The sequence below is a fragment of the Paraburkholderia xenovorans LB400 genome (assembly GCF_000013645.1).
Taxonomy (GTDB): Bacteria; Pseudomonadota; Gammaproteobacteria; order Burkholderiales; family Burkholderiaceae; genus Paraburkholderia; species Paraburkholderia xenovorans.
In genome coordinates this window covers 2323236-2340370 of sequence record NC_007952.1, presented here as the reverse complement: position 1 = coordinate 2340370, position 17135 = coordinate 2323236, and the positions used below count along the sequence as shown (strand labels likewise).

Here is a 17135-nt window from a genome sequence, read left to right as displayed (position 1 = left end):
TCTGAAGCCGCGCGGCGCGCCTGCTATGCTTGGCGAATCCGCGCCGCTGATCGAAGTCTGCTGCTGATCGGCGAGCGTGCATCGATCGCTCACTCGCACATCCAGACAGATATGGACCGACTTCAGGCAATGACGACGTTTGTGACGGTCGTCGAAACGGAGGGTTTTGCTTCGGCGGCGCGCAAGCTGAACGTGTCGCCCTCAGTGGTGAGCCGGATGGTGACCGAGCTCGAAGAGCGGCTCGGCGTCAGGCTGCTGACGCGTACCACGCGCATCGTCAGGCTGACGGATGCCGGCGCCACGTATTTCGAAGACTGCCGCCGCATACTCGGCGAAATCGACGCAGCGGAAGTCACGGCGACCGGCATGCACGCGGCGCCGCGAGGCCAGTTGACCGTGACCGCGCCGATGCTGTTCGGGAAGATGCATCTCATGCCGGTCGTGCTCGACTATCTGACGCGCTATCCGGAGGTCAACGTCAATTGCTGGTTTCTCGACCGCGTGGTGAATATGGTCGACGAAGGTGCGGACGTCGCGGTGCGTATCGGCGAGTTGCCGAGTTCTTCGCTGCAGGCGATCGCGGTGGGCGGGGTTCGGCGCGTCCTGTGCGCGGCGCCCGCTTATCTCGATCGATACGGTGTACCAGAGCGCCCCGAGGATCTGGCAGGCCACACTACCATTCAGGCAAGCGGTGTCTCGCCTGCGCCCGAATGGCGCTTCACTGCCGACCAGCAGTCGCTCGTTGTCCCGATTCAACCACGCATGATCACAACCACCAACGACTCCGCTATCGCGGCGGCCGTCGCAGGACTGGGGGTGACGCGGCTGCTGTCGTATCAGGTGGCGCGCGAACTCGAAGCGGGCGCGCTGAAGATCGTGCTGGCCGACTATGAGCCGGCCGCGTTGCCTGTGCACGTCGTCCACCGTGAAGGGCGGCACGCAAACCAGAAGGTCCGGTCATTTCTGGATCTTGCCATTGAAACGTTGCGGACAAAGCGCTGGATGTGACGGGCTTTCATGGTGCAGCGTTTAGCAGGTTTCCTGCTGCAGCGTGGCGTGCATCTGGCGCGAGGCGGCAGCTTCTCACGCGATCTGTGCGTTCGCACCGCTTGGGAAAGTCCGCTTCGCCAGGGAAAATCACTCCCGGTGAAACTGCGGCAATACTTCGTCAGCCAGTTCATTGACGACCTCGGCGACCGGCCGCGCCGACGAAAGATTGAACGTCACATGATGCGTGCCGCCCGCGCGCATTGCCTTCAGTATGTCGATCAACGCATGCCGGCCGGTCCGGTAGCCAAGTGAAACGGCCTCGGCCGGCTCGTGCGGATCACTGCTGAGTTCCAGCCGCATGGCGACACCGAATGCGCGAAACGCTTCAGGTGCCGCGCGGTCCACGGCAGCGCGCCACATGCTGTAGCGGGCCCGCTGCGCGTCGGGTTCGCGGTGGTAGGTCATCCACCCCAGCGAATGGCGTGCAATCCAGTCGACGCTCTGGCCGCCCGAACCCACCGCGAGCAGCGGCACTTCATGAGAACTCTCGGGCAGCAGACGGAAAGTCGGTGCGCCTTCAGGCGTGCGATCGGGAATGACGCGCGACGGCTCGCCGAGCGCGGCAGCAACCGTTTCCCAGTGACGGCGATACAGCTCGCGGCGCTCATCGGAATCCCGGCCGAACGCGGCATATTCCGGCGGACGGTCGCCCGATCCCAGACCTAAAATGAAGCGCCCGTGGCTGAGTGAGCCGACCGATACCGCCGCCTTGGCGATATGCAGCGGATGGCGCAGCGTGAGCACGATGGCGCCGCTCGCCAGCGCGATTCGCCGCGTATTCACGGCGAGCGCGCCGAGCAGCACCCACGGGTCGAGATGGCCGACCGGGTCCGGGTAATCCGCGCTGTTCAGCGGAACGTCGCGTATCCACAGTGCGCGAAAGCCGCGTTCGTCGGCAACGCGTGCGAGTGCCAGTTGCTCGTCGAAATCAGCGACGACGGTGCCGGCGCGCAGCATCGGCAAGGTGAGTCCGATACTGAGCGCCCCGTTTGAAAACACGCGATCCGCAGCGGTTTGCGCGTCGTCTTTCAACTCGCCTGCCGTGTTCAGGTTCGACTCCTGCATGCGTGACCTTTGCTTTGGGTTTGATCCGACCGATGCTAGCACTGCTTCAGAACAACGGTTTCTGACCCGACATCAAGGCGGTGAAATCATCGCGCAGCAGCGGCAGGATCGCGTCGGCGACGGGCTGCAATTGCCGCGTCAGATAGTGTTCGTAATCGATTGCCGAGCGCAGCGTTTCCAGCGGCTCGGGTCCGGCAACCGTCATCACATAGCTGATCCAGCCACCGTTCTGATATTGCAGCGGGCGCCCTTGCCGCCGATTGAACTCGTCCGCCACCCGCGCCGCGCGCACGTGAGGCGGCACGTTGCGCTCGTATTCGCCGAGTGGCCGGCGCACGCGCTTGCGATACACGAGCTGATCGTCGAGCTTGCCTTCGAGCGTATCGCGTACATAGTCGCGTACGTAATCCTGGTACGGTTGCCGCGTGAAAATGCGCCGGTACAGTTCCTGCTGAAACTGCTGCGCGAGCGGTGTCCAGTCCGTTCGTACCGTTTCGAGTCCTTTGTAAACAATGTCCTCGCGGCCGTCCGGCAGAACCGTGAGGCCTGCGTAGCGTTTCTTGCTGCCTTCTTCGGCGCCGCGAACGGTCGGCATGAAGAAGCGCCGATAGTGCCGCTCGAATTGCAGTTCGAGCGCGCTGTCGAGCCCGAATCTCTCGCGCAGATTCTGCCGCCACCATGCGTTGATATGTTCGACCAGCGCGTGGCCGATGCGGCTCGCGTCTTCCTCGCCATGTGCATGCCTGAGCCACACGAAGGTGGAATCCGTGTCGCCGTAAATGACCTCGTAGCCTTCGCCCTGAATCAGTTCGCGCGTGGCATGCATGATTTCGTGGCCACGCATGGTGATCGACGAGGCGAGACGCGGGTCGAAGAACCGGCAGCCGGTCGATCCCAGCACGCCGTAAAAGGCGTTCATGATGATCTTCAATGCCTGCGAAAGTGGCTTGTTGTTCTCGCGTTTGGCCGTTTCGCGCCCTTGCCAGACCTGCCCGACGATCGACGGCAAACAATGGCGGGTGCGCGAGAAACGCGCGCCGAGAAAACCCGGCACGGATTGATCGTCGGCGGGATTCAGCATGCCTTCCACCAGGCCGGCAGGGTCGATCAGAAAGGTGCGGATTATGGACGGATAGAGGCTCTTGTAGTCCAGCACCAGCACGGAATCGTAGAGGCCGGGACGCGAATCCATCACGAAGCCGCCGGGGCTCGCGGCGCCGGCCACGTCGCCGAGATTGGGCGCGACATAGCCTTGCCGATGCATGCGCGGCATGTACAGATGCGTGAACGCGGCCACTGATCCGCCGCTGCGATCGGCCGGCAGCCCGGTGACGCTCGCGCGTTCCAGCAGGAACGGCAGCAAGTCCGTTTTTGCAAAAATGCGCGTGACCAGCTCGCAGTCCTTGAGGTTATATTGCGCGAGCGCGGGCTTGTCCTCGTCGAAGCGGCGCTGGATTTCGTCCATGCGCTGATATGGATTGTCGATCGACTTGCCTTCGCCCAGCACGGAACGCGCGACGTGTTCGAGACTGAACGAAGGGAAACTCCACGTTGCGGAGCGCAGTGCCTCGATGCCGTCGATAATCAGCCGCCCCGCGGCGCCCGCGAAGAAGTGATTCTGTTTGAGCCCGTGCTCGCGCCATTCCATCACCGCGCCACCGCGGCCGAGCCGCAGCGGTATGCGATATTGTTCGGCGTGCTGCTGCAGCACACGCAGATCGAACTGCACCAGATTCCAGCCGATGATCGCATCGGGATCATGCCGCTCCAGCCACGCGTTCAGTTTTTCCAGCAACTGTGCGCGGGTTTCGCAGTATTCGAGGTCGAAGTCGAGCGCGCCCGCATTGCCATTGGGTGGGCCCAGCATATACACCTGGCGCTGTCCGCAACCTTCCAGCGCGATCGAATACAACTCGGCGTGGGCACTCGTTTCGATATCGAGCGAAACCAGCTTCAAAGGCGGGCGATAGCCGGTGGCCGGTTTGAGTTCGCCGTTCAGGAGCGGACCGTTGTGGCCGTTGCTCTGCGCGTCCGCGCTGAACCACACCGGCGCCGTGATGAAACGCTCCATCATGTAGCGCTCCGGCGGGAAGATGTCGGCTTCGTAGACATCGACGCCGCCTTGCTTCAGGCGTTTCTCGAACCCCGTCAATTGCCGGTACTGAGGGCAATAAAGTCCCATGACCGGACGATGCTGAAAATCGCGGAGATCGAGCGGGCGCAGATCGAGCGGTGTTTCGCGGCGCAGGATCGTTTCGGCCCGCTCACGGTGCTCGACGGGAATGAACGCCACCGAAGGCTGAGGGCGCAGACGGATGTGACGGGGCCCGCTGTCCGTTGCCAGCCAGAAATCGACTTCCGTGCCGGCGGGTGTGTCCCGCCAATGCCGGGTCAGGATGAAACCCTGTTCAAGCTCAGTCAAACTTCCACCTCTAATGCAGGCGTGGTCGCCTTGCGCGATTTTACCGCCACGAGCTTCGAGCCGTGATGCCGGCATCGGGCATTGTCGCGATTACCCTTTGCGTGGTTCGCATGCGGCTTCCCGCCACGCCGGATGCAGTCGCGCGGCGCAATCTGTATGATCGTGCTGCAGCGATTCCTTTCGGCGCGTGCCATGCGCCGGCCAAGTCTTTAAACACGGAGTGAACGATATGACTTTGAGCAAACTTGTTGTCGTCGTCGCAGTAGCTGCAACCAGCCTGGGTGCGCAGGCGCAAGTCGCCGGCACGCAGCCGCTGAGCATCACCGTCGAGCAGTCGAATGCGCTGTTGAGCGGCTGGAGTGTCAAGAAGAGCATTCTTGGCAAGGGGGTGTACAACGACCAGAACGAGAAGATCGGTACGGTCCGCGATCTGGTGGTTGCGCCCGATGGCTCGCTGTCCGCCGCAATCGTCTCCGCCGGTGGTTTCCTCGGCGTGGCCTCGCACGACGTTGCGGTGCCCATCGCCGCGCTGGATATCCGCCAGGGGAATTTCTATCTGGCCGGCGCCACCAAAGACGCCTTGAAGGCGACACCCGCGTTCCAGTACAACAAGGTTCAGGCGCCGCCGAAGCCCAAGAAGCTGACGGGGCAGTAATGCATGAAGCCGGCATGGTCGCCGGCTGAGCCGCGAGAAGCGGCTCCAGATTGAGACCAGGGTGGAAAAGCGGCGCTCGCGGTGCGAACCGGTTGGGGGAAACCGGTTGGCCGGCAGCGCCGCTTTCACGTTTCTAGCGCATTGACGGACCAGCCCGTCATTGAAAATTCGGATCGGTGCCTTGAATCAAGGCTTATTCAGGCTTCCAGTGCAAGCGTAGCAAACGTGCCCAGCCAGTGCTCGCCCATATAGTCGCCGGCCACGTGCGGTAGTGCGCTTTGCAGATGCCGCTCGGCGGCATCGAACAGGACGGTCCGGCGAATGTCGCCTGCGGGCAATGCGCGCGCCAGCGAACGTTGGCACCACGCACGGCTCAGATTCAAACCGTCGAGGTGAGCGATCTTGCCGTCGGTACGATCCGTCACGGTGACGGGCTCGAACAGCGTGGCGGGCTTTTTCGCGCCGAGGTTCGGCAGAAAGCGGCCGAACCAGTCGACGAACTGCGCGGGCGGCAACACGCGGCGCATGAGCTCCGCTTCCATGAGTGAAGGCGAGAGGAATTCGTCGCCGGCAGGCTCCCACGCCTGACACGCCACGTCGTCCACGAACCAGCGTTCCGCGGTATTGACGATCAGTGCCTCCAGCGATTCACGCGACGTTTGCCGCGCGAAATCCAGCGTCAGCGCCAATGCGAAGGCCATGTTGAAATGCGTGCCCACACGCAGCGGGTAAGTCGCTTTCGGCAGAAATGCCTCGAACTGTTCGACAAAAAACCGGGTGAGCGGTGCAAAGGTTTTCGACCAGCGCGCGGCCTCCGAGAGCTTCAGCGAATCGAGTTGCGCGCTGAGCGCAAGCAGCCAGGCCCAACCATACGGCCGCTCGAAACCGCGGTTGTGCGGCAGATCGAGATACGCAAGCTCGCCGGCCACGTTCGCCGCGGTGAAATGCTCGTCGACCACCGCGACAATGCGCGCCGCTTCGGGCAGATCGGGAAAGCGCTCCAATAGATGCAGAATCAACCAGTAGCCGTGCACGCACGAATGCCAGTCGTAGCTGCCGTAAAAAATCGGATGCAGTGCGCGCGGGCCCTGTACGTCTTGCGGTCCGGCGAGCGAGTGCGTCAGCTTGTTCGGGTATTCGCGCGTGAGATGGGCGAGTGCGAGATTGGCGAATTTCGATGCGAATTCGCGAGTGAGTTGGGTAGTCATTGGCGCCTCCTCAAAAGCGGAATACGAACAGATATAACAGTATGGTGTTGACGATCAACAATAGCAAAGCGGTCGGCCATTGCGCCTTGATCACGCCATTCTGATCTTTCAGCTCCAGCAGCGCGGCCGGCACGATATTGAAGTTGGCCGCCATTGGGGTCATCAAAGTGCCGCAAAAGCCGCACAGCATGCCGATCGCGCCCAGAATGGCGGGGTTGCCGTGGAATTGATGCACGATCAACGGCAAGCCGATACCCGCTGTCATGACGGGAAACGCGGCGAATGCGTTGCCCATGATCATCGTGAAAATGGCCATGCCGAACGTATAGGCCGCGACCACCGCGAAGGCGGAGTCGAGTGGAATCCACGTTTTCACCAGATCCGACACCACGTGGCCCACGCCCGCCACGGCGAACAGCGCACCGAGCGCGGCCAGCATCTGCGGAAGAATGGCGGCCCAGCCTACGGTGTCCATAGTGTGCCGCGCGTCTTTCAGTGCGTGCACCGGCGAGTCGCGCAGCATGAAAAGCGCCGCGCCGAACGCGACCAGCGTGCCTAATACGAGGGAAATCAGTGTGACGCTCTTCGCTTCGACGAAGGGTGCGTATTTCAGCGTCAAGGTGCCGAGCAACGTGATGAACGGAATCAGCAGCGCCGGGATGAACAGCCTGTTGCCGAAGCGTTGCGCATTCGCTTCGCGGCGCGCGGCGGCCGCTTCGGTGCTGCTGTCCGCTCTGCCTTTGCCGAGCTTGCCGGAACCGGCGATCACGGCGAGTGCAATGGCGAGGCAGCCTGTTACGAAGTGCGGCAGTTCTCCGCCGAACATGAAGGTGACCGCATAGACACCCCAGAAGAGAAAGTTGGCGACGCGGCGCGGATTCGAACGGTCCCGCAGACTGAAGAGGGCGAAGGCGGCAAACATCAAACCGGCCAGCACGTAGAGCGATTCGAGCTTGATCATCATCGTGCGATACCCCGGCCGTACGCGGTCATCTTGTGTGAGAGATTGCGGTCCAGCAGCATTAGCCGCACCATATGAATCACGAGTGCGGCCACGGCGGTGGGAATTGCCCACACCGACACCTGCAGCGGTTCGACAATGACACCGTTCTGTTCGAGAAAGCCCTTGATCAGCAGGATCGACTGGATCGCAATGAAAATGTCTTCGCCGAAGAACACGGCAATGTTGTCGACCGCCGAAGCATTCGCGCGGATCTGCTGACGCACTGCATCGGGTAATTCGCCGTAGCGATTCGCGGCGGCCGCTTCGGCCATCGGCGCGATCAGCGGACGCACCATTTGCGCGTGGCCGCCGAGCGACGTCAGACCGAGTGCGGCGGTGATCTGGCGGATCACGAAGTACAGCATCAGCACGCGGCCGGTGGTGGCGGCGTGCAGGCGCGAAATCAGGTGCCTGGCCTGTTCTTTCAGACCGTTGCGCTCCAGCAGCGCGATTACCGGCAGCGTCAGCCAGATCAGGCCCATGTAGCGGTTATCCGCGAACGCCTTGCCGAATGCGCTGACGATCTCGACCGGCTGCAAGCCGCCCGCGACGCCCGTGGCGATCCCCGCGATCGTCACGACCAGTAGCGAGTTAAAGCGCAATGCGAAGCCGAGTACCACGATCGGCACGCCGATCAAAACCCACATGATGTTCTCCTTGCTGCGTCGCTGAGGTGTCGTTGTTGTGTGTTGCCGGTGCGTTGCTTCAGTGCCGCGAACGCGGGTTGCACGTAGGCGCAGACTGGTTGCGCCAGGTTGCGGCGGGTTGCGATAGCCGGCAGGCGAGGGAATCTAACACGAGAATTTATCGATAAATAGTCGACAAATTGGGTATTGCGGGTAAACGCTTAGGAGAGTGTGGGTGTTCGAGGTGAGGGGGCGAGGGAAAGGCGAGGCCAGTGACGCGCGTCACGGATGGCGAAGGCGTGAATCAGTGAAAAGCAGCACGGCTACCGCGCTTGCGCCGTGCTGTTGCCGCAGGATGCGATGACGACTAGAACAATTCGAGTATCCGGTGATACATCATCCCAAGCTCGAGCGCCGGCCCGCGCAACGCCGGACCGCCTGGAAAGCGGGCATGACGCAGCCGCGCGAACAGATCGAAGGCCGCCGTCTCGCCCGCCATTGCCTGGGCGACCACGCGACCGGCAATACCGGTCAACGCAACGCCGTGCCCGGAAAACCCCTGCACGTAGAAGTAATTCGGATCGATCGAACCGAAATCGGGCGCGCGATTGCGCGTCACGTCGACAAAACCGCCCCACGCATAGTCGATTTTCACATCGGCGAGTTGCGGGAACACGGCGATCATGCGCTGGCGTATCTCTTCGCTGAGTTGTGCCGGCGACGCCCCGGTCGAACTCGCCCGTCCGCCGAACAGCACGCGATGGTCCGCCGACAAACGGAAATAGTCGAGAAAGAAGTTGTTGTCGCAAATCGCCTCGCGCCCTTTGATCAATGCATCCGCGCGTTCCTTGCCGAGCGGTTCGGTAGCGACGATATACGACGCGATCGGTGCAATGCGCGCGGCGACCGGCGCCGGCAGCACGTCGCCGATGGTGGCGTTGCCGCATGCCGCGACGAAACGGCAGCGCACTTCGCCGCGAGCGGTACGCACCACGGGCCGCGCACCACGCTCCACCTCGACGACCGGCGAATGCGCGAACAATTGCACGCCTTCGCGGCGCGCCGCATCGGCGAGACCGAGGCAGTACTTCAACGGATGCAGATGGCCGGAAAACGGATCGTACACGCCGGCCAGATAGCGTCGCGATGCAACCCGTGAACGTATTTCGTCGGTATCGAGCCACGAGAGTTTCGTATAACCCCAGCGTTGCGAAGCCGATTCCATCCACGAACGCAGATCGGGCACGCGTTTCGGTCTGGTCGCGACCGTCAGATAACCGGCCGTGAAATCGCAGTCGATGCCATAGCGCCCGATGCGCTCGCGCACCAGCGCCACGCCTTCCACCGACATCGCCCACGCAGCGCACGCGCCTTCGAGACCGAGCTGGCGCTCCATCACCTCGTCTTTCGCGAAACCGACCAGCGTCTGCCCGCCGTTGCGTCCCGACGCGCCCCAGCCCGGACGATACGCATCGAGCACGACCACCGAGAGGCCGCGCGCCCGGCACTCCAGCGCGACCGACAAACCGGCAAAGCCCGCGCCGATCACGCACACGTCGGCTTCGAGCGCGCCTTCCAGCGCGGGGTCGTCGGTAAGCGGACGGGCGGCGCTCGCTTCATAGTAGGAGTTGGCGATCAGCGCATCGGCGCGGCGCTCGAGTGGGTTGAAGCCAGGCGTCGGAGCATTCATCAAAGCAGGTCCTTCATTCGATACCAGGCCATCGCGAGTACGAGGGCAGGGGTGCGCAGTGTAGCGCCGCCAGGAAAATCGCGGTGACGGATCTTGCCGAACAGATCGAAGCGCGATGCCTGGCCGTCGATCGCCTCGGCAATCAGCTTACCCGCGAGTCCGGTGGTGTTCACGCCGTGCCCGGAGAAGCCTTGCGCGAAATACACGGTTGGCGAGAGCCGGCCGAAATGCGGCGCCCGGTTCATCGTGATGTCGACGAAACCGCCCCACGCGTAGTCGATTTTGACATCGTCGAGTTGCGGGAAGGTTTTGAGCATATCGCGGCGCATCGCTTCGCCTAGGTTGCGCGGCGCGAATGTCGAATAACTCACCTTGCCGCCCCACAGCAGGCGGTTATCCGGCGCGGGACGGAAGTAGTCGAGCACGAAGCGGCTGTCGCACACGGCGGCTTTGGCGGGCATCAGCGCTTCGGCGCGATCGGGGTCGAGCGGTTCCGTGGCGATCACGTAGGTGCCGACCGGCATGATCTTGCTTGCCACTTCCGGCGCCAGCTTGCCGAGATAGGTGTTGCAGGCGAGCACGATGAATCGCGACCGCACCTCGCCGCGCGCGGTTTGCGCGACATGGCGGCCGTTTTCTTCACGCAGGGCCGTGACGCAGCTGTCTTCGAAAATCCGCACGCCGGCCTCGCGTGCCGCGCGCGCCAGACCCAGCGTGTAATTCAGCGGATGCAGATGGCCGCTGTCCGCGTCGAACAGTCCGCCGAGATAGCGTTCCGACTGAACGTAGTTGCTCACGCCGTCGGCGTCGACGTAGCTGAAGCGGTCATAGCCGAAGCGCCGCTGCGCTTCGTCGCGCCATTTCTGCAGCGCGTCGGTATCGCGCGGCTTGTTGGCGGCGGTCAGATAACCGATGGTCAGATCGCAATCGATCTGATGTTTGGCGACGCGTTCCTTGACGATGTCGAGGGTTTCGATCCCCATGTCCCAAACGCGCTTCACGTCGTCCGCGGGCAGGTACTTCGCGAACGTATCGATATCGCACGCGAAGCCGCCGATCAACTGGCCGCCATTGCGGCCGCTCGCCGCCCAGCCGACTTTCGACGCTTCGAGCACCGCGACCGAATGGCCGCGCTCGGCAAGATTGAGCGCAGTGGAAATGCCGGTGAGGCCGGCGCCGATCACGCAAACATCGACATTGACGGTTTCTTCGAGTGCGGGATGGCGGGTGGTGTCGTTGGCGGTGGCGGCGTAATACGAGGCGACGTGAGGCTGATTCGAGAATCGGAGCATAGGCATTGCATGCGGAATGAGCCGGTGCGCGTGGCCTCTTTTACAGCGAGGCCACGCGCCGGCGGTACGGATTAGAACGAGTAGATGAACTGTGTCGCGAGCAGGTCGTTGGACTTGCCATACGAACCGTCGTTCTTCAGGAACACCTGCTTGTTGGCCCAATCGTGGCGGTATTCCACCTTGACCGTGATCTGCTGGGTCGGATAGAACAGCAGGTCGAGCGAAACGTCCTGGCGGGTTGCGCCCTTGCATTCGAAACCAAGGCCGCCGTTCGCCTGCGAATTGGCAAGACAGTCCGCGCCGATACCGAAGCCGTTCGCCGTGTCCATGCCGTTGCCGTTCAACGCAATACCACCGCCGCCGCCGCCATTCTTGCTGTCGACCAGCAGGTCATAGCGCACGGTCGCGCCCATGCGGCCCACCACCGGCAGATTGAACTTGCGGTGCGCGAGCAGCGACAGGCCGTACCACTGTGCCTGGCCGCCGTTGTACGCGGCGTTCTGCTGCTGACCGTAGTCGAGCTCGGCGTTGTACTGCACGTCGGCGAGCGTGTAGGTCAGGTCGGCTTCGGTGAAGAAGAACGTGCCACCCGAGCTCGGTGCCTGGCCGCCTACGCCGTAGCTGACCGTACCGTTGTCAGCGATCGAGCTCGGCAAGGTCTGACGCCCGATATTGATCGAGCCGCCGATATCCAGCGCGCTCGACCATGTGTAATCGGTGCGAGCCGTGAACGTCGGAATCTTGTTGCTGGTCGTGATCGGATCGCCCAGCGCGTTCGTGCCCGTCTGCGTGACTGCGCCGAACGTGCGGTACTGTTCGTTGCCGAGGAAGAACTTCCACGCCCAGTTGCCGGCCGTGTAGTTCGCGCCGATCCCGATGTAGCTGCCCGGATCCGAGAAGTCGTACAGCAGGTTGTGCGTGAGCGTGAGCATCTGATTCGACTGCTGCAGTTCATAGCCGCCGAAGCTCGGAATCAAACCGGCCACGAGTGTCGTGGTCGCCGTGAGCGGCACGTTCACCACCGCCGTGTTCAGGATGTTGTTGCCGATATCGCCGTGCGAGTTCTGCAGCAGCGTAATGCCGTTGCCACGATTCGGCATCAACGTGATTTCGGCCGACGGCGCCATCGGGCCGACACCGAAGGTCTTCTTGATGTCGAGGTACAGGTCGCCGAACGTGCTGTTGAAGTAGTTGTAGCTGCTTTCGTGGTTAGCGAACAGGAACGACGAACTGCTCTGCGCACGGTTATAAATGTAGGTCGGGTCGATATAACCCGTCACCGACAGACCGGCGATCGGCCCGGTCTGCGCGGCATCTTCGAGCGAGTCGACCTTCAGTTGCTGATTGGCGATCTGTTGCTTCATCGCCGTCACGTCGTCGTTGGTCAGCGTCGCCTGAGCCTTGCCGTAATCAGGCGACGAGATATCCACCGGTGCGGCCACCACCGCCGGGGCCGGGGCCACGGTGACGGCAGCGGCTGCCTTCGGTTTGGTGGCGACTTCCGCGCGCAGCTGCTTGACCTCCTTTTGCAGCGCGTTGAGTTGGGCCTGCAGCGCCTTGATCTGGTCGCTGGTGGCATCTGCCGCGGCTATGCCAGGCAGACTCCCCGTCACCAACAGACAGATGAGTTTCTTTCTCATTCAAATTCTCCTTATTGGTCGTATTGCAAACGGACTTCTTATGCACGTGCCGTATCGAGCGACTTCCGTACGGCGGCTTGTTGTGGAGCGGAGGGCAAGGGATCTGCGGCTTCGGCAAGCGCAAAAGCCATCTGCATGTCGCGGTTGCGTTTGCGCTCGCGCAACTGCATCCAGCGGTTCACGGCAATCACGCCGATCGTCACCGTGGTGATGAAGATCGTGGCGAGTGCATTCATTTCCGGATTCAGGCCGAGGCGCACACGCGAGAACACGACGAGCGGCAGCGTGGTCGAGCCCGGCCCGGACAGGAATGCGGAGAGTACGAGGTCGTCGAAAGAAAGCGTGAACGACAGCAGCCAGCCGGACATCAGCGCCTGCGAGATCAGCGGCAGGGTGATCAGGAAGAACACCTTGAATGGCGTGGCGCCGAGATCGAGCGCGGCTTCTTCGAGCGACTTGTTCAGCTCTTTCACACGCGATTGCACGACGATCGCCACATACGACACGCACAGCATCACGTGGCCGATCCAGATCGTGAAGAGACCGCGCCCCTTCGGCCAGCCGAGCATCTGTTCGAGTGCGACGAACAGCAGCAGCAGCGAGATACCCTGAATCACTTCAGGAATCACGAGCGGCGCGTTGATCATGCCGGCGAACAGCGTGAAGCCGCGAAAGCGTCCGAAGCGCGCGAGCACGAAACCGGCCCACGTGCCGATCACAACGGAGGCGCACGCGGTCAGCAGACCGATCTTCAACGAAAGCCATGCCGCGTTCAGCAGTTCGCCGTCGTGCAACAGCGCGCCGTACCATTTGAGGGAAAAGCCGGACCATACCGTGACGAGCTTCGATTCGTTGAACGAGTACACCACGAGGCTGATGATCGGAATGTAGAGAAACAGGAATCCGAACGTCAGCACGCTATTGGAAAGCGTCTTGTTAGGCTTGATCATTTCGCGCCCTCCAGTTCCTTGACCTGGTAGTACTGGAACACGGCCATCGGCACGAGCAGCAGCAGCACCATCGCGACCGTCACGGCGGATGCCATCGGCCAGTCCATATCGTTGAAGAATTCATCCCACATCACGCGGCCGATCATCAGCGTGTCGGCGCCGCCGAGCAGTTCCGGAATCACGTATTCGCCCACCGCCGGAATGAACACCAGCAAACTGCCGGCGATAATGCCGTTCTTCGAAAGCGGCAACGTGATGCGTGTGAATGCCGTCCACGGCTTGCAACCGAGGTCGTAGGCCGCTTCGAGCAGCGTCAGATCCATTTTCACGAGGTGCGCATAGAGCGGCATCACCATGAAGGGCAGGTACGAATAGACCATGCCGATATAGACGCCGATATCCGTGTGGTAGAGGCGCAACGGCGAATGAATCATGCCGATCGCCATCAGCGTGTGATTGAGCAGGCCGTCGTCCTTCAGGATGCCGATCCATGCGTAGACGCGAATCAGGAACGACGTCCAGAACGGCAGCATCACGCCCATCATCAGCAGGTTGCGTCTGGTGGGTTCCGAGCGGGCGATGTAGTACGCAATCGGATAGCCGATCAGCAGGCAGAAGAAGGTGGAGACCGCGGCCATCTTCAGCGAACTGAGATACGTGGCAACGTACAGATCGTCCTGCAGCAGAAACGCGTAGTGGCTGAGCTGCATGGCGAAATGCACCATGCCGTCCTTGACCGTCACGAGATCCGTGTACGGTGGAATGCCCAGACGCAGATCCGCGAAACTGATCTTCAGCACCAGTACGAACGGCAACGCGAAGAACACCGTGAGCCACAGGAACGGCACGCCGATCACGGTGGTGCGGCCCGAAGGCACCAGCATGGCCAGGCGTTTTTTCAGCGAGCCGGCCAAACGGCTGCCGGACGGCGCGCCGAGCGCCGCGGGGGAGGAGGTAGTGGGATTGCTCATTGCGTCAGCACCACGCCGCTAGCCGGCGACCAGTAGACGAACACGTCGTCGTTATAGGAAGGCGCACCTTCGGCCATCAGATGCGAGCTGGAGAGATTCGACACGACGGTCTTGCCGCTCGGCAGACGCACGTGATACAGCGAATAGCTGCCCATGTACGCGACATCCGAGACCACGCCGCGCGCCCAGTTGTGCGGCGTCGACGGCTTGTCGAGCGAGACCTTGATGCGCTCCGGACGCACCGAGATGCCAACCGGCATGCCGAGCGGCCCGGTAACGCCGTGGCTCACGTAGATGCGCGATTCGAGGTCTTCGCTTTCAACGAAGATGTGGTCCGGTTCATCCGCGACCACCGTGCCTTCGAACAGGTTGGTGGAGCCGATGAATTCAGCGGAGAAGCGGCTATTCGGAAACTCATAGACCTGGCTCGGCGAGCCGATCTGCACGATGCGGCCTTCGCTCATCACGGCGAGGCGGCCGGCCATCGTCATGGCTTCTTCCTGATCGTGCGTGACCATTACGCAGGTCACATCCACTTTCTCGATGATGTTCACCAGTTCGAGCTGGGTTTTCTGGCGGATCTTTTTATCGAGCGCCGACATCGGCTCGTCGAGCAGCAGCAGCTTGGGGCGCTTGACCAGCGAGCGGGCGAGCGCCACACGCTGCTGCTGGCCGCCTGACAGTTGATGCGGCTTGCGCTGCGCGTACTTGCTCATCTGCACGAGATTGAGCGCATCGGCTACGCGTTCCCTGATTTCATTTTTCGGCGTGCCTTCCTGCTTCAGACCGAAGGCGATGTTCGCCTCCACGCTCATATGCGGGAAGAGCGCGTACGACTGGAACATCATGTTGACCGGCCGCTTGTACGGCGGCATCGCGGCGAGATCTTCGCCGTCGACGAAAATGCGCCCGGACGTCACCGTCTCGAGCCCCGCGAGCATGCGCAGGAGCGTGGACTTGCCGCAGCCGGAACTGCCGAGCAGCGCGAACAGTTCGTTCTTCGCGATGCTCAGGTTGACGTTGTCGACAGCGGTGCTGTCGCCGAATTTCTTCACGACATTTTCGATGCGAACGAATTCGTCCGGTTTCGCTTTTGCCGTCACCGCGGGGCGGCCCATCTGGGTAGCGCCGGCGGCGCTTTTTGAGGTCGTCGAGTTCATGATGTAACCATTCCTTGCGGATCGCGGGCGCAAGTGTCTCCATACGAGGCGCGGAAAGCGCTTCGCAACGTGCACTGCGATCGGAAAACATGGGACTGCGCGCAGGTGGGACTGTTAAAACAAACGCGCAGGCTGACTGCCGTAACTGCTATTCATGCGCTCAGGGTTCGAGCGATCCCTGAGCGCGGGATCAATGCTTTATGACGTCGGCCTGATTAATGGCCGGTTTTGAGCTGCGCCCAAAGGCGGTTTTCAAGGCGCAGAATGTCGGTCGGCATCGGCTTCATCAGCGTCATCCTGCTCAACACTTCATCGCCCGGATAAACGGTCTTGTCCTGTGCGACAGCCGGTGTGACGAACTGGCGCGCGGCCTTGTTCGCGGTCGGGTAGAACACTTCGTTGGTGATCGCGGCGTTGACCTTCGGGTCCGAGATGTAGTTGATCCATTTCAGCGCGGCTTCGGGATGCGGCGCGTCTTTCGGGATCACCATCACGTCGAACCACAGCAGGCCGCCTTCCTTCACGTTCGAGAACTTGATCTGATACGAACGCTTGGCTTCTTCGGTACGGCGGCTCGCGATACCGACGTCGCCGGACCAGCCCAGCACCACGCACACGTCGTTGTTGGCGAGGTCGTTGATGTAGCCCGACGAATTGAACTGGGTGATATACGGACGAATCTTCTTCAGCACTTCGAATGCGGCCTGGTAGTCGGCGGGATTCGTACTGTTCGGATCCTTGTGCATGTATTGCAGCGTGGCGGCGAAGACGTCGACGGCCTGGTCGAGGATCGAGACGCCGCAGCCTTTCAGCTTGGAGAGATTGGCCGGATCGAAGATCAGTGCCCAGCTATCCACCGGCGCATTGGCGCCGAGCGCTTTCTGCACCGCCTGCACGTTATAGCCGATGCCGTCCGTACCGTATGCCCAAGGCACCCCGTACTGGTTGCCCGGGTCCGCGTCGGCGATCATCTTCATGAGCACGGGGTCGAGATTGGCGAGATTCGGCAACTTCGATTTGTCGAGCTTCTGGTACACGCCGGCCTGAATCTGCTTGGCCATGTAATTAGACGTGGGCACCACGATGTCGTAGCCGGAGCTGCCCGCCAGCAGTTTGGCCTGCAACGTGTCGTCGCTATCGTAGTTGTCGTATTTGACCTTGATGCCGTCCTGCTTCTCGAAGTTCGGAATCGTATCTTTCGCGATGTAGTCCGACCAGTTGTACACATTCAGTTCCGTGTCGGCCGCAAGGGCCGGCGTGACCGACAGCGCCGCAAAGCCGGTGAAGGCGAGAAGCGCGGCCCCCGCGACCGCATGACGAAGATGACTAACGCTCATGGTTTTTTCCCTTGATGTGAAGAACCGGCATGAGCGTGACGTGTGGGTGTGCCCATGCCGGTACAG

14 protein-coding genes are annotated in these 17135 nt (G+C 61.9%); 2 read left to right on the top strand and 12 right to left on the bottom strand.

The annotated features are described in order from the left end of the window. Positions 1-111: 111 nt before the first annotated feature. Positions 112-1008 (top strand): LysR family transcriptional regulator, encoded by an 897-nt coding sequence (locus tag BXE_RS32325; protein WP_011492330.1) that lies wholly within the window; start codon positions 112-114, stop codon positions 1006-1008. Between the two features lie 129 nt (positions 1009-1137). Here the strand turns inward: BXE_RS32325 and BXE_RS32320 are convergent, their stop codons facing one another. Both BXE_RS32320 and BXE_RS32315 read right to left on the bottom strand, forming a co-directional pair. Continuing rightward, complete coding sequence (locus BXE_RS32320) at positions 1138-2115, bottom strand: LLM class oxidoreductase (protein WP_011492329.1); 978 nt, start codon at positions 2113-2115, stop codon at positions 1138-1140. Positions 2116-2161: 46 nt separating this feature from the next. Further along, positions 2162-4537 carry a DNA polymerase II gene (locus BXE_RS32315; protein ID WP_040124546.1) on the bottom strand — a complete coding sequence of 792 codons (2376 nt, stop codon included), beginning with the start codon at positions 4535-4537 and terminating at the stop codon, positions 2162-2164. Between the two features lie 229 nt (positions 4538-4766). Here BXE_RS32315 and BXE_RS32310 point away from each other — a divergent pair, with 229 nt between their 5' ends. Then, positions 4767-5192 (top strand): PRC-barrel domain-containing protein, encoded by a 426-nt coding sequence (locus BXE_RS32310; protein ID WP_011492327.1) that lies wholly within the window; start codon positions 4767-4769, stop codon positions 5190-5192. A 197-nt stretch (positions 5193-5389) separates the two neighbouring features. Here BXE_RS32310 and BXE_RS32305 read toward each other — a convergent pair whose 3' ends face one another. The 10 genes from BXE_RS32305 to BXE_RS32260 all read right to left on the bottom strand — a co-directional run bounded on the left by BXE_RS32305 (position 5390) and on the right by BXE_RS32260 (position 17069). After that, positions 5390-6400: a DUF2891 domain-containing protein gene (locus BXE_RS32305; protein WP_011492326.1), complete on the bottom strand. Its 1011-nt coding sequence runs from the start codon at positions 6398-6400 to the stop codon at positions 5390-5392. Between the two features lie 10 nt (positions 6401-6410). Then, positions 6411-7361, bottom strand: a complete 951-nt coding sequence (locus BXE_RS32300; RefSeq protein ID WP_040124549.1) for a DUF979 domain-containing protein — start codon at positions 7359-7361, stop codon at positions 6411-6413. Further along, positions 7361-8050, bottom strand: a complete 690-nt coding sequence (locus tag BXE_RS32295; RefSeq protein ID WP_011492324.1) for a DUF969 domain-containing protein — start codon at positions 8048-8050, stop codon at positions 7361-7363. Before BXE_RS32295 ends, BXE_RS32300 begins: the two co-directional genes overlap by 1 nt. A 346-nt stretch (positions 8051-8396) precedes the next feature. Beyond that, complete coding sequence (locus tag BXE_RS32290; protein ID WP_011492323.1) at positions 8397-9719, bottom strand: NAD(P)/FAD-dependent oxidoreductase; 1323 nt, start codon at positions 9717-9719, stop codon at positions 8397-8399. After that, positions 9719-11011, bottom strand: a complete 1293-nt coding sequence (locus tag BXE_RS32285) for an NAD(P)/FAD-dependent oxidoreductase (RefSeq protein WP_011492322.1) — start codon at positions 11009-11011, stop codon at positions 9719-9721. Before BXE_RS32285 ends, BXE_RS32290 begins: the two co-directional genes overlap by 1 nt. 71 nt (positions 11012-11082) lie before the next feature. Then, the gene (locus tag BXE_RS32280) at positions 11083-12651 is read right to left on the bottom strand and encodes a DUF3138 family protein (protein ID WP_011492321.1); all 1569 of its coding nucleotides are present in this window, start codon (positions 12649-12651) and stop codon (positions 11083-11085) included. A 38-nt stretch (positions 12652-12689) separates the two neighbouring features. Continuing rightward, complete coding sequence (locus BXE_RS32275) at positions 12690-13601, bottom strand: ABC transporter permease subunit (protein WP_011492320.1); 912 nt, start codon at positions 13599-13601, stop codon at positions 12690-12692. Further along, a complete protein-coding gene (locus BXE_RS32270) occupies positions 13598-14572 on the bottom strand; it encodes an ABC transporter permease subunit (RefSeq protein ID WP_011492319.1) in 975 nt (324 codons plus the stop codon). The genes BXE_RS32275 and BXE_RS32270 overlap by 4 nt, the downstream gene beginning before the upstream one ends. Continuing rightward, the gene (locus BXE_RS32265; protein WP_011492318.1) at positions 14569-15732 is read right to left on the bottom strand and encodes an ABC transporter ATP-binding protein; all 1164 of its coding nucleotides are present in this window, start codon (positions 15730-15732) and stop codon (positions 14569-14571) included. The genes BXE_RS32270 and BXE_RS32265 overlap by 4 nt, the downstream gene beginning before the upstream one ends. 215 nt (positions 15733-15947) lie before the next feature. Next, entirely contained in the window at positions 15948-17069 is a 1122-nt protein-coding gene (locus BXE_RS32260; protein WP_011492317.1) for a polyamine ABC transporter substrate-binding protein, read from the bottom strand. Positions 17070-17135: the final 66 nt, after the last annotated feature.

Bases quoted from the DNA above. Each gene is read 5' to 3' on its own strand.
- BXE_RS32300 (WP_040124549.1), bottom strand. From the start codon at position 7,361: ATGATCAAGCTCGAATCGCTCTACGTGCTGGCCGGTTTGATGTTTGCC.
- BXE_RS32275 (WP_011492320.1), bottom strand. From the start codon at position 13,601: ATGATCAAGCCTAACAAGACGCTTTCCAATAGCGTGCTGACGTTCGGA.
- BXE_RS32285 (WP_011492322.1), bottom strand. From the start codon at position 11,011: ATGCTCCGATTCTCGAATCAGCCTCACGTCGCCTCGTATTACGCCGCC.
- BXE_RS32270 (WP_011492319.1), bottom strand. From the start codon at position 14,572: ATGAGCAATCCCACTACCTCCTCCCCCGCGGCGCTCGGCGCGCCGTCC.
- BXE_RS32260 (WP_011492317.1), bottom strand. From the start codon at position 17,069: ATGAGCGTTAGTCATCTTCGTCATGCGGTCGCGGGGGCCGCGCTTCTC.
- BXE_RS32280 (WP_011492321.1), bottom strand. From the start codon at position 12,651: ATGAGAAAGAAACTCATCTGTCTGTTGGTGACGGGGAGTCTGCCTGGC.
- BXE_RS32310 (WP_011492327.1), top strand. From the start codon at position 4,767: ATGACTTTGAGCAAACTTGTTGTCGTCGTCGCAGTAGCTGCAACCAGC.
- BXE_RS32325 (WP_011492330.1), top strand. From the start codon at position 112: ATGGACCGACTTCAGGCAATGACGACGTTTGTGACGGTCGTCGAAACG.
- BXE_RS32320 (WP_011492329.1), bottom strand. From the start codon at position 2,115: ATGCAGGAGTCGAACCTGAACACGGCAGGCGAGTTGAAAGACGACGCG.
- BXE_RS32290 (WP_011492323.1), bottom strand. From the start codon at position 9,719: ATGAATGCTCCGACGCCTGGCTTCAACCCACTCGAGCGCCGCGCCGAT.
- BXE_RS32295 (WP_011492324.1), bottom strand. From the start codon at position 8,050: ATGTGGGTTTTGATCGGCGTGCCGATCGTGGTACTCGGCTTCGCATTG.
- BXE_RS32305 (WP_011492326.1), bottom strand. From the start codon at position 6,400: ATGACTACCCAACTCACTCGCGAATTCGCATCGAAATTCGCCAATCTC.
- BXE_RS32265 (WP_011492318.1), bottom strand. From the start codon at position 15,732: ATGAACTCGACGACCTCAAAAAGCGCCGCCGGCGCTACCCAGATGGGC.